A 15,205-nucleotide genomic window follows, 5' to 3' on the forward strand; every position below is an offset into this window, starting at 1 on the left:
TTTTATAGCAACACAGTACCGTTGCGAAACTCTAAGTATCTAGATAATAGCCATTAACGATTGGGTACTGTCAAACGCTGGCCACGTTGTAACATCGTGTCTGCTGGGATTTTATTCATATCAGCAAGCTCTTGGGTTGAGACCCCATATTTGCGTGCCAGCCCAATCAAGCTATCTCCTGAACCAACAGTATAACGAACCGTGGCTTTTGGTATCTTAATAGTTTGACCACGCTGTAACTCTGCATTGGCGGCCATATTATTGGTCGCTGCTAAATCTTCTACAGAGATACCGAACTGACGAGCTAATGCAATTAAACCATCCCCCGACTGCACTTTATAGTTCTGTGTATTGCCAAGCTTTTTGCCACTACTACTAGACGTATTGTTACTACTAGACGCGGAAACACTGCCTTTAGCAGGAATCGTAATAGTACGGCCCAATATTAAGTTTGAAGTATTATTGAGACCATTCGCTGATGCCAAATCACTCACTGCAATATTATAGCGTTGGGCAACACCCGTTAAGCTATCGCCTGACTGTACTTTATAGCGGACTGATTGATCATTTAACTGGAGACTCACTTGCGCCTTAGATGCAGGGACTTTAATCGTTTGGCCACGTTGTAAGCGGGCTTTGGCATCAAAGCTACTATTAACGGCCGCAACCTGCTCAGCACTAACGCCAATACTACTGGCAATACCAATGAGCGTTTCACCAGATTTTACCGTATATTTACTGGTTGACGTTGCGCTGGCGGTACTACTATTAGCGCTACTGCCACTACTGTTATTAGCGGTAGTAAGGTCCACACTAGCAAGTACTTTCAGTCTCTGACCCACATATAGAGAGTCTGTGGTACCGATACCATTAAGACTGGCTAAAGTCTCAGTGGCAACGTTAAATTGACGGGCTAAGGCAATCAGTCCATCACCAGGCTTGACTCTATAATTTTTGGTCGCGCCTGTTGACTTATTACTAGGTCTTGATGAGGGCGCAGCGGGTGTACTGACCGGTGCCTTTACCTTACCTGGTATGAGCCATAGCTTTTGGCCTCTGAGTAAATCAGCGCGGCTACTTAAATTATTATAGTTTGCCAGTTGGGTGACCGATAAGCCAAAGCGATTGGCAGTACCAATAAGAGTATCTCCTCCTCGTACCACATAACTCTCTGGCTGGCTTGCCGTTGTGGTACTGGCGTTACTTATTGGCTCAATCGTCTTAGCATCATAGAGATATAAAGTGCTACCAGAGAACAGATTGGCTTTGGGATCTATTTGGTTCCATTCAGCAATATCACGCCAGCTCAGCCCTGCACGGTTAGCAATATTAGCCAAGGTATCGCCACGTTTTACCGTATAAGCCGTACGTGCACCTTGCGGCTTTGGCTTACTCGTTGGAGTCTTAGGAAAGCTAAGCTTTTTCTCTTTACCGCTAGCCTCTAAGATAGACTGTTGCGTCTGTACTGCAGATAGCTTAATGTTGCCATCAACAGGGCTAATGGCCTCACTAACTTCATCCGTTTGCATCTGAATTTGATTGGCAATGAAATTACGCTCTTCTTTACTCAGCGGGGGTTCTTGGACAATAGTATTATTCTCAGTAATCTGAGCTGAGGTCGTCGGTAAGCTATTACTTTCCTTGAGCTCAGCATTAATTTTACTGGTTTCTTTGCTAGTAATGGGTGGCTCAGCATTAACTGATACGTTACTACTATATACGGAGCTACTCGTTGGCGTAATAGACGGCGAAATATAACTGGTCGTTTGCTGCGGTACGCTAGCGCTGGACGCATATTCAGCAAGACCCCCACCAGTAGACGGCAGTGACGAGCTACTGTACGGTTTACTATTGTAGTTTGGCAACGCATTAGTAGGACTTGGAGTATAGCTAGGACTTGGGGTATAACTGGGACTTGCATTATAACTCGGGCTGCTAGTACTACTAGGCACACTGGCAGCAATCACGTTACTGGTACCATTACCTCTTAACGAGCTTAATTTAGCATCAAGGTTAAGGTCGACATCGTTGGGAATAATGATCCGCTGTGGACCTGAAGCATCAATACGCGATGACGTTAGAGCCGTATTCAGCTTTTCTAGCTCATCATAACTAACCCCTGTCAATTGTGACACTTCAGCTAAGCTCACACCATAATTGGCCGGTACACTACGAAAATGCTGACGGTTAGCAATCGCTGGTAGATAAACTCCGTATTGCTCAGGCTTAGACACGATATCAGCCACTGCGAGGAAACGTGGTACATAGTTCATGGTTTCAGTTGGTAGTCTGAGTGACCAATAATCGGTTGGCAGCCCTTGCGCAGCATTGGCATCGATGGCTTTTTGAACACGACCAGGACCAGCATTGTAAGAGGCTAAAGCCAACTCCCAGCTCCCAAACTGATTGTATAATGCGGTCAAGAAGTCATAAGCGGCGCGCGTTGACTCGATAACATCACGGCGACCATCATAACTATTACTTTGATTCAGGCCATAGATACGGCCAGTACTTGGAATAAACTGCCATAAACCTGCCGCCGCCGCACTACTTGTTCCACTAGGATCATAGGAGCTTTCAATGACAGGTAACAAGGCCAACTCAGTGGGAATATTACGACGCTCAGCTTCACGTACCGTATGGTATAAGTAACGGCTTGCGCGCGCAGTCAGACGGTTTAGATAATCCTGACGGCTGGTAAACCAACTTTTTTGTCCTTCAATACGCTGGTTATAAACAGCTTGACCACCGTTCATTCGGTAACCGGCACGAAGACGACTCCATAAATCCCCATATTGTTGAATGGCCAGTTTATTACCCTCAACCATGGTCATGTCAGTGGCTTCTAGCAAGTCTGCCAACTCATCTAAACTCTCAGCGTCTAAATAGGCCGTTGAATAATCCCCAGCACTTGTTGCCGGCGAGCGATTGGTTGTAGGCTTACCGCTCGGACGCTTAGTCACTACGGGCGTACTATTTTTCGCACCGGTATTTTTTACCACCGAGGTATTACTACACGCACTAATGAGTAGAGTCGACACCGCTAGCGTCAGTGGTAAAGCAAGAAATAAGCGAGAATTTGATGACACAGTAGACATGATAGTGAGAGTTTCCTAACGATAAGAATAGATGAATATAAAGTTAATCGACAGTATAGTATGCAATGCAAACTAAAGACCAGTCCGATGTAAGAGATACTGGATAAAAATTAAGCTATTTTTTATACCCTATACGAATAAGTACCCGGCAATTACTAGATACCTATTAATAATCTATTAGCCAGTTGATCAGTTTATTGATCAATAGTTACTTGCGATACCGCACGTAGAAGTACCGCATTACCAGTCGATAAAGTCAACGTGACACGCGAGGTAGTCACAAATTCAACTTTCTTACCGTCTCTTACCCAGCTTTCGATCGTATTGACATTGGCTTTAGCTTGCGACCCGGTGGTGACAACGTTATCGATGCTGATATCATAGCGATAGTTTGAGGTTTGATTCCAGCTGCTCTGTAACAATTTTAAGTACGCATCTTTATCTAAGCTGGTAGATTTACCTTTTCTAGACAATGAGATCAAAGCATCATCAGATACGAGGCGCGCCACTTGGTTAATATTTTGGCTATTGGCCGCTGACTTCATCGCTGAAGCATAGCTTTGTACCAAACCTTCGGTCATGGTTGCCGCTTGTGCACTGGTGCTAACTGTACTGGCGATAGCAACTACTGTCATGACGCTAGCACTTTTAAATAATAGAGCCAATAGCCCTTTTTTCCATAGTTGTTTCATCATAATCCTTAGTAATATTATTATCGCTGCTTTTTTTAATTGACGATTTGATCTAACGGTCTAATATATACTTTATATGCCATTTTTTAGTGGTTTGCTAAAAGCAGTATTAACTCTTCAATTCAATGATAGAACATGCCAATGAAGCGTTGAAATATTCACACTACGGTATTAATTATTAACCTTTTGTAAGATAATTTTAGCCTATCATTAAATACTCACAGCCATGTAACGCCATGTGTAATTATTGCATATGAGGTTGCTCAAACAAGGTTAGTTTAGTTTTTTGAGTCAATAGGACTATTATCATACTGCTCATCATCACTGAGTTTCATACCTAAGCGCTCTACTCGCCTATCCATCATTTGCCGTGCAAGCGCTTGCATGTCTTCAACGCGATCAATCTCATCGACAATTTCAAGCCCTAATAAAGTCTCAAATACATCTTCTAAAGTAACCAATCCTTTGACTTCGCCATACTCGCCTACGGTAATGGCGATATGAATGCGATTTTTTAGCATCAAATCTAATAGATCAAATAGCTTCATTTTGGAGAATACAAAGCTTATTTCACGCTGAAACTGGGTCAACGGCTTATGCATGGCATGATTGACCTTCGCCAATAGCATGTCAGTTTTTAATACAAAACCGGTGATATTATCGAGATCGCCATCATAAATAGGTAACCGCGAAAAGGTTAATTTTGGACGATCAACCAGCAGTTCAGCCACCGTTTTATTCTGCTCAAACGCTAGCATCACCGAACGCGGGGTCATAATATCTTCAACTTTAATCGCCCCAAATGCCAATAAGTTACGAATAATTCGCGACTCTAATGGGTCTATTTGTCCGGCCTCTTCACCAATACTGGCAAGGGCTGCAAACTCACGTCGACTAAAGACATCTGTCTCTTTTCCGCGTACCAGTAGTTTGGTTAGACGCTCAGATAGCCAGATAAGAGGATATAAAACAATGATAATAACGCGTACAAATTGAGCCACCAGTCCACTGAGCTGTCGCCAGTATACGGTACCTAAGGTTTTAGGAATAATTTCTGAAAATGTCAGGATAGCTAACGTCATTAACGCTGAAAAAAGTCCAAACCATGTACTACCAAAGACGATAGTCGCTTGCGCGCCAGCACCGATAGAGCCCAAAGTATTAGCAATGGTATTTAACGTCAATATGGCCGCTAATGACTGATCAACATTATCTTGTTTTAAGCGTTTAAGCATTTGTGCTTTTTTGGGGTTACTGTCTTGAACATCAGCAATATATGAAGGTGTCATGCTCAGCAACACTGATTCTGCCATCGAGCAGACAAAGGATAACCCAATTGCCATACTGATAAAACCAATCAGTAATACCACATTCGTAGTAGTAGGCGCTGCAAGTGCATCCGCTGCCAATGCCGGATAAGGCAAGATCGCCAACAGCAATACCAACGATGAAACCGTAAATGCGCCTACAGCGCTAACACGAGGGTGTTTTTGGGTCGTCGGGGGAGGTTTAGAAGACGCTTCTTGACGATAAGCGCGCGGACAACATAAACGAGGTATAAACAAAAAAGTGTTGAACAAGTTAAGTAACCTACACAAAAAAAAAGAGGATAAAACGAATATAGAACGAATTAAAGTTTATTACTGTGACTAAAGTAAAAGATTACTGCTATAGCAGCTATAGACTGTGTTACCTATTGCTAAAATCAAGCTGTTTTTTTATACTTGATAAAGACAAACATAACCATTTTATATTAGCATTGATGCCAATATTTAACAATAATTTGTCATACTATCTAGCTATTGTTTCGATTGGTGCCCTCTACAGTGGATAAACAAATGCAGAGAGAAGCTAAGCTTAGAGATAACCTTTACCATAGTATTAGTTCACGGTGCTCGCTGTACCTAAATACTCTATCTAACAGCAAATATATGCTTATGCTTTATTGGTTTTAATACACCATAAGGATTGTCGTGATAGATAGCGACTGCTAGTATGCTGCTGTGTTGAGAAAAATACACTCATCCCATGATTAACAGTTACCAAGTCTGGGATTTTTTGTTACTATGCGTCTAATTTTATTATTGTCTATTATATATTGAGAGAGATATGGAACTATTAAGTCAAATCTTATTACCAGTAGCATTTTTTGCCATTTTTTACTTTTTGGTGATCCGTCCTCAGTCTAAACGTACTAAAGAACACCGTGCAATGGTCAACTCTTTAACTGTTGGCAGTGAAATAATCTTTGCTGGTGGTCTAATGGGTCGTATTAAAAGTCTGGAAGATATCTATGCCGTTGTTAGCTTAAACAATAATACCGATGTTAAGGTGCAACGCGCGTCTGTGATTTCAGTATTGCCTAAAGGTACTATTGAGAGCGTATAAGCATTAGTAATGATGACTTATGGTGATAACAAGCCCGTATAAGCAGTACTTACTATTATCATGGTCAAGATGCTTATCAAATTAATATTTATAAAAATGACCGTTAACTATTGACGGTCATTTTCCGCTATTAGCCAGTCAAGTAAGGCAGCACTATCATTTAGCGGGCTTATCTTTATATCTTATAGTATGTTATACACTACCGTTTTATGCTCTATTATCATAGCGGATGATCGCGATGGTGGACAGTTGTAAATAATGAAGATGCCAAAGGCTAAATATGGCAGTCCCCCATTGTTATCGCTAATATCCCATCTGCTGACTTGTGTCCTGCGTCGCCAGTACTTTATCAACTTAAAGAAGTGATTATGCAATATCCCGCTTGGAAATACTTACTCATTGCCATCGTGCTGGTCGTCGCCGGTCTGTATGCTGCACCTAACCTTTATCCTGATGAACCTGCGGTACAGATCACCAGTGCAGCGGCAGGTACACAGCTGTCTGAAGGTATCTTGACCCAGTCGCAAAGCCTACTCGAAGAGGCTGGCGTAAGCTATCATGACGGCACATTTGAGGGCAATAGTGCACTAGTACGCCTCGATAATCCAGTTGCCCAGCTAAAAGCACAAGAGACGTTAAGACAGAACTTGGGTGATGACTATGTGGTGGCACTCAACTTAGCGCAGACCACTCCGCAGTGGTTACGTGACATTGGTGCGAAACCGATGAAGCTGGGACTAGACTTGCGTGGCGGGGTACGTTTCGTACTTGAAGTGGATATGGATAAGGCACTCGAACAGCGCCTGACCAGTGCCAGCCGTGACGTGCGCCGCGAACTACGGGCTGAGCGCATTGCGATCAAAGGCATCAAAGCTGAGACCCAAGGTATTGTGCTGCATTTTGCTGATACGGATATTCGTAACCGCGCTCAAAATATCTTGCAAGCATCAATGAGTAACAACTTTAATCTCCAATCCTCTATTGATGATCAAGGTCCTGCGCTGATCATGGCGTATAACGATGCTACCTTAGAAGAAATCAACAGCTACGCGGTCAACCAAAACTTAACTACCTTGCGTAATCGTATCAGCGAGCTTGGGGTGGCCGAAGCCTTAGTACAATCACAAGGTGCTAGCCGTATTGTGGTAGAGCTCCCAGGTGTGCAAGATACTGCTGAAGCTAAGCGGGTACTTGGTCGTACTGCGAACCTTGAATTCCGGATGGTGGCTAAAGACAGTGAAAACTTCATGGGCGGTATTCCACCGGCTGGCACTGAAGCGTTTCCATTTAAAACGCTTGATGGCCCACCAGTATTATTAGAGCGTCAGGCTATTGTCACTGGTGATAAAGTGACTAACGCCCAGACCAGTCTCGATGAGAGCGGTCAACCTGAGGTAAATATTACCTTAGACAGCGCTGGCGGTAAGCTCATGCAAAACGCCACACGTACTGCAGTCGGCGAGCAAATGGCTGTACTATTTATTGAAAACAAGCAAAAGATCACTTATAAAGAAGATCCAGCAACTGGCGAGACGGTCGAAGTACGGACGCCTTATGCTGAGACTAAAGTAATTAACCGTGCCAATATTCAAGCCGTACTCGGATCATCATTCCGAATTACTGGTCTTGATAGCAATGCCGAATCTGCTGAGCTGGCTTTATTGTTACGCTCAGGGGCACTTGCCGCACCGATGTACTTCGTTGAAGAGCGCACCATTGGTCCGTCATTGGGACAGGAAAATATTGATAAAGGCCTATTCTCTACTCAAGTCGGTTATCTGTTAGTCTTTGCCTTTATGATTATCTTCTATCGTCTATTTGGTTTGATTGCCAACGTAGCGCTAGCGATTAACGTCATTATCATGGTGGCGATTATGTCTATTTTAGGCTCATCACTTACCCTACCTGGTATTGCTGGTATCGTCCTGACTATTGGTATGGCGGTGGATGCCAACGTGCTCATTTTTGAGCGTGTCCGTGAGGAGCTGGCAAACGGGGTGCGACCAAAGTCCGCCATTGTGGCAGGCTTTGATCGTGCTTTTAGTAGTATCTTTGATGCCAACATCACCACGTTATTGGTCGCGTTTATTCTGTTTGCTATTGGCACCGGTCCAATTAAAGGCTTTGCGATCACCTTAGCAGTCGGTATCGTCAGCTCCTTATTTACCGCCATTTTGGTCACGCGGGCGCTGGTACAAATTGCTTACGGTAAGCGTAAATCTATCAAACGTTTGAGCATCGGCTAGGAGAAACACATGGCGATTGAACAGAATAATCCCCCAGAAAAACAAAACACGCCGGATCGCGATAGTTCGGGCGGCGGCCCAGACGGTAATTCGAATGGCCCAAACGATAGTAATAAGCGTCGGTACCGTAATAAGCCGCGCCGCGATGGTAAAGGCAGTAATACCCAAACCAACAATGCTACCCGCTCGGCATCACCTAAAAACAAATCGCGCCGCAGTGCTCAAAGCGATAAAAACAGTCAGGCGTTAGCAACACAAGCGTCTAATGCTGCAATCGATATTGACCCTAATGAGTTGATGGATGATGCAGCTGATGACGCGGCAGCAAAAGCAGAAGGTGGCATCAAAGCCATCGGTAATCAGCGCATCATCCCTTTTATGAAGATAGAAAAGCCCATGGCGATTTTATCTATCATATTGATTATTGGTAGCATTATTGCCATTGCCGTTAACGGTCTTAACCTTGGCCTTGACTTTACTGGTGGGGTCTCAGCAGACGTGCGCTATGAGCAACCTGCTGAACAAGTTGATGTGGTTAAAGCCTTGGCTGATAAAGGCTTTGATGATTCTGTCGTACAGTATCTAGGTACCCGCCAAGAGCTGTTAGTACGCTTGCCGCCACAGTCTGATAATATTGAAGGACTAAACGCCACGCTTAACCAAGCGCTGGACTTGCCCAATAATAATGCTGAAATTAGTAATGTTAATATCATTGGTAGTCAAGTCGGCAATGAAGTATATTTAAATTCAGTGATGGCAGTAGTATTGGCCTTAGTCTCTATGCTGGGATATGTTGCCTTACGCTTCCAATTCAAGCTTGCCGTAGGTGCGGTGATGGCACTATTCCATGACGCTATCGTGACTGTCGGTGTTTTTGCCTTATTTGGCTTCCCGTTTGATTTAACAGTACTGGCCGCGATACTGGCACTGATTGGTTATTCACTGAACGATACCATTGTCGTTTATGACCGTATTCGCGAAAACTTCCGGCGCGTTCGTGGTATCACGCCTCGTCAAACGATTGATTTATCATTAACCGAAACGTTACGCCGTACTATTATGACCATCTCAACGGTAATGCTGGTAGTATTAGCAATGATGTTCCTAGGCGGCGATGGCTTATATTGGTTTGCCGTAGCACTATTCATTGGTCTTATTGCGGGTACTTATTCATCAATCTATATTTCAAGCTCGATTCCGTTAAGCATGGGGCTGTCACGCGACGACTTTGTGGTAAAAGTAAAACCGGAGTTTGAAGAAGAGATTGTCACCTTTAATGATCCAAAAATGTTTGAACAAGACTAATAGTTAACTAAAGGCAAATAATTAAACCGTATAATATATTGGCTTTATAAGTATTATCCTGGCAAAAGCACCTAACTAATAGGTGCTTTTGTCTTTATGCTGTTATCAAATCATATCATTATTAAAGCCTAGCCAATCAGTCACTTATCCTATTGCTATAGCTATAGCTTAAGATGACAGGCCGTATTATTTGCGTTTCTGCATAAGCGATTATTTCATGCCCTCTATTCTACCGCCAACTGCCATGCCGCCTATCGACACTCGCTACAAACATATTATTTCGATTGCGGTACCGGTAATGCTTGCTAATTTAGCCATGCCGCTCCAAAGTGTCATTGATACCGCGATTGTGGGTAATATGAACGATGCAGCGAAGTTAGCTGGTATGGGTTTGGCGATACAATTGTTGTCCCTACTGCTCGTTAGTTTTAACTTTTTGCAATACGCTTCCTCTGGCTTGTCTGCGCAGGCGTTAGGGCAACTGGCTAATACTACGAGTGTGGCAAAAGATAAATCAAAAGAAGCGCAGCAGATGCCCTCGACGCTATTGTCTATTTTGCAGCGGGCACTATTGTTAGCATTTATTATCGGTATGGTGCTGTTACTGGCAAAACCATGGCTGATTGATTTTGGCCTGCAAGCATTATCCGCCAATCCCGCTAGTGGACTGGCTGCAAAGACTTATTTAGATGTGCGTTTTTGGGGCGTCATTGCCGAGCTGATGAATTTTGCTTTTATTGGTTGGTTTGCAGGCCAAGGTCAGACCCGCTATATGCTTTATCAGCAAGGCTTTATTGCGCTACTCAATATTATCCTAACCCTGTTTTTTGTTTATGGGATGCAATTGGGAATAGTAGGGGTTGCGCTAGGTACCACTATCGCCTTTTGGTCAGGGGTGGTATTGGCACTTTGGCTGAGCCGCCACCACCTGCAGGTGTCTTGGAAAGCATTTTTTAAAACCGACCCGCAACATTTCACTAAATATAAAATGCTTAGGCTATTTTCTTTAAATAAAGATATTTTTATTCGTACGCTAATCTTGACCTTGAGCTTTGCATGGATAACGCGCTTATCGGCACAAAGTGGTGACTTGGTACTGGCAGCCAATGCTATCTTATTACAAGTACTAAGTATTTCGGCTTTTGCACTTGACGGCGTGGCAGTATCGGCTGAAACCTTAAGTGGTCAGGCGGCAGGACGGCGTGATTGGCTGCGCTTTCGTATTATCGTCAAACGTACTGGAGTGGTCAGCTATGGGCTTGCCTTGTTGCTCAGTGCGATATGGTGGCTAGCCATGCCAACGTATTTGCAGTTGATGACCAATATTGAGACAGTATTTACGCTGGCTTATGCTTATCACGGTTATGCGGTACTACTACCGCTGATTGGGGTGGGCGCTTATTGGCTCGATGGGATATTTTTTGGTTTAACCGCAGGCCATATCATTCGTAATGCGGCACTCATATTGGCCGTTATCTTTTTTCCGCTAAGCTGGCTGCTCTATCAGCAGTGGGGAATGACCGGAATTTGGCTCAGTGTCTGGTGCTTATTACTACTGCGTATGTTGATTCTTGGTGGATTTTTATATCATACACAAAAAACGGGCAGCTATGAAAAATTACAGCCTCACTAATAATAAAAGGTAAATGATAAGCGATATAGTTGTTAGATTAATTAACATAAAAGATAATTATTATTAAGCAAAGAGAACCATCAATACATTTAGAAAACCAGGAAATAATGTGACCATTCATTTTAAGCAGCGACAAAAGCCAACCTATCAATGGGGCGAAGGCTTTAAAAAAAGCATTCCAGTAGCAATGGGTTATATCCCTGCAGGTATCGCCTTTGGGGTTCTTGCGCAGGTAGCAGGTGTGCCCATTTGGGCAACTATTATGCTTAGTGTCGTACTATATGCAGGCGCAGCGCAATATGCTTGCCTGCCTATGCTCAGTGCTGGACTGCCTGTTGGTAGTATTGCCACTAATATCGCTGCTATTAATCTGCGTCATGTATTTTATGGGGTGCCATTATTACAATATTTACCAACTCAGAAAGTCGCTAGAACGTACTGCTTGTTTGCCCTCACCGATGAGACCTTCTCCGTCATGACCAGCTTACCCGCTGAATCGCGGCAGACACTTCTGTTACCTGTGAGTTTATTTAATCAAAGCTGGTGGGTGCTGGCAAGCGCTATCGGCGTAATCATCGGCACTGCGCTCAATGATTTAGTACCCCACTTAGATTTTGCACTCATTTGTCTGTTTGTAATTTTGGCATATGAGCAATTCCAAAGTATCAAACGTTATTTCCCTATTGGTATTGCCGTTATAGGCTTAGCGATTGCCTCTCTATTCACCAGTAATTGGCTGTTACTGGTCGCTATTGCAATTTGTATGTTGCTCATCTTAACGCGTGCATTTTGGATACAACGTAAGGCTATAAAAGATAAGGTTATAGGAGGTTCTGATGACCAGTAGCTATCTAATTGCAGCGACACTCGCAATGGCAGGAGTCACGTTTATCACCCGTGCTATTCCAGCGTTAATACCGCAAAAACTACTCGATAGACCCTGGCTACATCGCCTTAATGAGAGTTTACCGCTATCCGTTCTGATATTATTAATTTTAACCAGCCTCTCCTACCAAGATTTATCAGCAAATATTAGCTTAAGTAGCGCGGCGTTACATTTATTATTGGCACAAATTGGTGCGTTATTGCTGGTATTACTCGTCTATCATGTTAGTCGCCAGCTGCTAGTGAGTATGGTCGTGGGTATTGCCGCAATCAATGGGCTACTTTGGTTATTTGATCACTTTTTATAAGTGATCTATCGGTTATGAATGAGTTATGTTTCATAAGTACACTATAGTGAACGCTAAATAGAATACATACAGCACATAACCTTGTGAAGCTGGAGAAATATTCTCGCTTGCGGTACGGCTCAGATACTTAAGAGGCTTCGTTGATTTCTCCAGCCACGCTGTGTATTGGTTTTATAACAAACAAATTATATGTCAAAAAGACCCTAATAAAAAAGGCTGGATTCCTTATAGAATCCAGCCTTTTTTTATTTCACAATAGCTATTTTTTTGTGACTCAATAGTTTAGAGCTCTTCTACACCCATCATATCAACGGGGGTATCAGCAACGATTTGCATACCTTTTTTGCCTGTTTTAGCGGTTTCACTGCGCTGCTCTTGTAAATGATCAAGATAAGCTTCGTTGATTTGACCCGTGATATAGCAGCCATTAAACACCGCACAATCGAAACCTTCAACCTTACTGTGCTTAGTATCTTTTACCGCATCGATAAGGTCGTCAAGATCTTGAAATATTAAGCGATCAGCACCGATAATCTCGCGTACTTCCTCTACAGTATGGCCTGAGGCAATGAGCTCACTGCGTACTGGCATATCAATACCATAAACATTAGGATATTTTACGGGTGGCGCCGCACTAGCAAAAAATACCTTTCTAGCACCCGCATCACGCGCCATTTGGATGATTTCATGACAAGTGGTACCACGGACGATAGAATCATCAACCAAAAGTACGTTTTTATCTTTGAACTCTAACGGTACCGGACTAAGCTTTTGACGAACGGACTTTTTACGCTGCTGCTGACCGGGCATAATAAAAGTACGACCAATATAACGGTTCTTCATAAACCCTTCACGATACTTAATATTCATCTTTAGCGCCAACTCCATCGCTGAAGTACGCGAGGTGTCAGGAATAGGAATCACCACATCAATATCATGATCTTCGCCCCACTCTCTAAGAATTTTTTGGCCCAGCTTTTCACCCATACGCAAACGCGATTTATAAACTGAGATATTATCCATAATCGAATCTGGGCGTGCAAAATAGACATATTCAAAAATACAGGGCGTATATTCTTGCTGCTCCACACATTGATGGGTATGCAGTTGATGGTTTAAATCAATGAAAATTGCTTCGCCAGGTTTGACATCACGAATGATGCTAAAGCCCGAGCCGGTAAGCGCCACTGACTCAGAGGCCACCATATATTCTGTACCGCCGTTGGCTGCTAAACGCTCGCCAAAGATCAGTGGACGAATACCATTAGGATCGCGGAATGCCAATAAGCCATGACCGGTAATTATCGCCACCACTCCATAAGCCCCTTCACAGCGGTGATAAACGGCTTTTACCGCTTCAAAAATATCATCAGGGGTTGGATGCGTTTTGCCTAGATTCTGCATCTCATGCGCCAAGACGTTTAGTAGCACCTCAGAATCAGAGTCAGTGTTTAAATGACGAAGATCATCTTGATAAAGTGATTTTGCTAAACTCTCTGCATTGGTCAAATTACCATTGTGCGCCAAGGTAATGCCATAAGGTGAGTTGACATAAAAGGGCTGTGCCTCAGCACTGCTCGAGGTGCCAGCTGTGGGATAACGAACATGACCGATACCGAACTTACCCACCAAACGCTGCATGTGCCGATTCATAAAAACATCACGTACCATGCCATTTTCTTTACGTAAATATAAGCGCCCATCCTGCAAAGTTACAATACCTGCCGCATCTTGCCCGCGGTGTTGTAACATAGTTAAGGCATCATAAAGAATTTGGTTGACTGGCTCATGAGCTGCAACCCCAACGACTCCACACATAGTTATGTCCTATTTTAAATCACACATTAATAACGCCATGACGACTCACTTACTGATAGTGATATCTTTCAGATAGTCGCCAACCTGATGATTTTGCTTGCTTATATTAGGTATTTTCTGAAACTAGATTATTACTAAAAATAAAGACTTGCTGATACGCAAAAAAAGATAAGCGATGGATAATTTATAAACTACAATTTATGAATAATAAACTTATCAGCGCTAAGTGAGGTTACTTAGTAATTTATCAAGGCTTAATTAATAAAAGTCTGATTTATAAAAGCTCATGATTGATCAATTTGATCCCAAGTAGCACCTAATAAATCTGACGCTAAGGTCTTCGCTATCGGTGCATAAGGTAATAGCTCAGGCGCTAACACCGAGGTTTGCCATTGTGGCATTTGTACCAATAAAGGTGCGCTGACACTAAGCACGACTAAGACTATAAGTACATTTTTGGCCGCACCAAGTACGCCGCCAGCCATTTTATCAACTAGGCCAAGACGCAACGTTTTAAGCACCCCTGAGAATACCAGTGCCACCAAATGCATAATAGCAAGTATAACGATCACTACTAATAAGAAAGCCAGAGCCACTTGCAACACCGGATTTTGTACCAAACCTGAGAGTTGAGGGGCGACTGAGCTTGCCAGTCGTGTGGCCGCAATCAAAGCAATAAACCAACCCACAAGACCCACCGCTGTCTTAATCAAACCAACCTGAAAGCCGCGCCATAAGCCAATTAAGACAACGACGGCAATCACAATATCCAAACCACTCATGCTTACCACCCTATTATCGTATTTGCTTAAGATTCACGCGAAAAGTCACT

11 protein-coding genes are annotated in these 15,205 nt (G+C 43.2%); 6 read left to right on the plus strand and 5 right to left on the minus strand.

What is annotated here, in order from left to right; genetic code table 11:
• Window positions 1-53: 53 nt before the first annotated feature.
• The 3 genes from AAEY88_RS02235 to AAEY88_RS02245 all read right to left on the minus strand — a co-directional run bounded on the left by AAEY88_RS02235 (window position 54) and on the right by AAEY88_RS02245 (window position 5,370).
• Window positions 54-3,098 carry a LysM peptidoglycan-binding domain-containing protein gene (locus AAEY88_RS02235; protein ID WP_350558434.1) on the minus strand — a complete coding sequence of 1,015 codons (3,045 nt, stop codon included), beginning with the start codon at window positions 3,096-3,098 and terminating at the stop codon, window positions 54-56.
• Window positions 3,099-3,292: 194 nt separating this feature from the next.
• The gene (locus AAEY88_RS02240) at window positions 3,293-3,793 is read right to left on the minus strand and encodes a hypothetical protein (protein ID WP_350558436.1); all 501 of its coding nucleotides are present in this window, start codon (window positions 3,791-3,793) and stop codon (window positions 3,293-3,295) included.
• Between the two features lie 275 nt (window positions 3,794-4,068).
• Window positions 4,069-5,370 (minus strand): hemolysin family protein, encoded by a 1,302-nt coding sequence (locus AAEY88_RS02245; protein WP_350558439.1) that lies wholly within the window; start codon window positions 5,368-5,370, stop codon window positions 4,069-4,071.
• Between the two features lie 529 nt (window positions 5,371-5,899).
• On the opposite strand from AAEY88_RS02245, the gene yajC reads away from it, so the two are divergent.
• From yajC to AAEY88_RS02275, 6 genes are all read left to right on the plus strand, one after another.
• Window positions 5,900-6,178 (plus strand): preprotein translocase subunit YajC, encoded by a 279-nt coding sequence (gene yajC / locus AAEY88_RS02250; RefSeq protein WP_350558442.1) that lies wholly within the window; start codon window positions 5,900-5,902, stop codon window positions 6,176-6,178.
• A gap of 368 nt (window positions 6,179-6,546) precedes the next feature.
• Window positions 6,547-8,424, plus strand: coding sequence for a protein translocase subunit SecD (gene secD / locus AAEY88_RS02255; protein ID WP_350558445.1), 1,878 nt, complete (start codon window positions 6,547-6,549; stop codon window positions 8,422-8,424).
• A gap of 9 nt (window positions 8,425-8,433) precedes the next feature.
• Complete coding sequence (gene secF / locus AAEY88_RS02260) at window positions 8,434-9,729, plus strand: protein translocase subunit SecF (RefSeq protein WP_350558448.1); 1,296 nt, start codon at window positions 8,434-8,436, stop codon at window positions 9,727-9,729.
• Window positions 9,730-9,946: 217 nt separating this feature from the next.
• Window positions 9,947-11,362 carry an MATE family efflux transporter gene (locus tag AAEY88_RS02265; protein ID WP_350558451.1) on the plus strand — a complete coding sequence of 472 codons (1,416 nt, stop codon included), beginning with the start codon at window positions 9,947-9,949 and terminating at the stop codon, window positions 11,360-11,362.
• Between the two features lie 187 nt (window positions 11,363-11,549).
• A complete protein-coding gene (locus tag AAEY88_RS02270) occupies window positions 11,550-12,209 on the plus strand; it encodes an AzlC family ABC transporter permease (protein ID WP_350560415.1) in 660 nt (219 codons plus the stop codon).
• The gene (locus AAEY88_RS02275) at window positions 12,199-12,555 is read left to right on the plus strand and encodes an AzlD domain-containing protein (protein WP_350558454.1); all 357 of its coding nucleotides are present in this window, start codon (window positions 12,199-12,201) and stop codon (window positions 12,553-12,555) included. The genes AAEY88_RS02270 and AAEY88_RS02275 overlap by 11 nt, the downstream gene beginning before the upstream one ends.
• A 282-nt stretch (window positions 12,556-12,837) precedes the next feature.
• Here the strand turns inward: AAEY88_RS02275 and purF are convergent, their stop codons facing one another.
• Entirely contained in the window at window positions 12,838-14,373 is a 1,536-nt protein-coding gene (gene purF, locus AAEY88_RS02280; RefSeq protein ID WP_350558457.1) for an amidophosphoribosyltransferase, read from the minus strand.
• 284 nt (window positions 14,374-14,657) lie between these two features.
• Window positions 14,658-15,155, minus strand: coding sequence for a CvpA family protein (locus AAEY88_RS02285; RefSeq protein ID WP_350558460.1), 498 nt, complete (start codon window positions 15,153-15,155; stop codon window positions 14,658-14,660).
• Window positions 15,156-15,205 lie beyond the last annotated feature (50 nt).

This window comes from Psychrobacter sp. CAL346-MNA-CIBAN-0220, from assembly GCF_040309805.1.
Taxonomy (GTDB): Bacteria; Pseudomonadota; Gammaproteobacteria; order Pseudomonadales; family Moraxellaceae; genus Psychrobacter.

Excerpts from the sequence above, each read along its gene's own strand:
- AAEY88_RS02265 (WP_350558451.1), top strand. The coding sequence starts at position 9,947 with ATGCCCTCTATTCTACCGCCAACTGCCATGCCGCCTATCGACACTCGC.
- AAEY88_RS02240 (WP_350558436.1), bottom strand. The coding sequence starts at position 3,793 with ATGATGAAACAACTATGGAAAAAAGGGCTATTGGCTCTATTATTTAAA.
- secD (WP_350558445.1), top strand. The coding sequence starts at position 6,547 with ATGCAATATCCCGCTTGGAAATACTTACTCATTGCCATCGTGCTGGTC.
- AAEY88_RS02235 (WP_350558434.1), bottom strand. The coding sequence starts at position 3,098 with ATGTCTACTGTGTCATCAAATTCTCGCTTATTTCTTGCTTTACCACTG.
- secF (WP_350558448.1), top strand. The coding sequence starts at position 8,434 with ATGGCGATTGAACAGAATAATCCCCCAGAAAAACAAAACACGCCGGAT.
- purF (WP_350558457.1), bottom strand. The coding sequence starts at position 14,373 with ATGTGTGGAGTCGTTGGGGTTGCAGCTCATGAGCCAGTCAACCAAATT.
- AAEY88_RS02270 (WP_350560415.1), top strand. The coding sequence starts at position 11,550 with ATGGGTTATATCCCTGCAGGTATCGCCTTTGGGGTTCTTGCGCAGGTA.
- yajC (WP_350558442.1), top strand. The coding sequence starts at position 5,900 with ATGGAACTATTAAGTCAAATCTTATTACCAGTAGCATTTTTTGCCATT.
- AAEY88_RS02285 (WP_350558460.1), bottom strand. The coding sequence starts at position 15,155 with ATGAGTGGTTTGGATATTGTGATTGCCGTCGTTGTCTTAATTGGCTTA.
- AAEY88_RS02275 (WP_350558454.1), top strand. The coding sequence starts at position 12,199 with ATGACCAGTAGCTATCTAATTGCAGCGACACTCGCAATGGCAGGAGTC.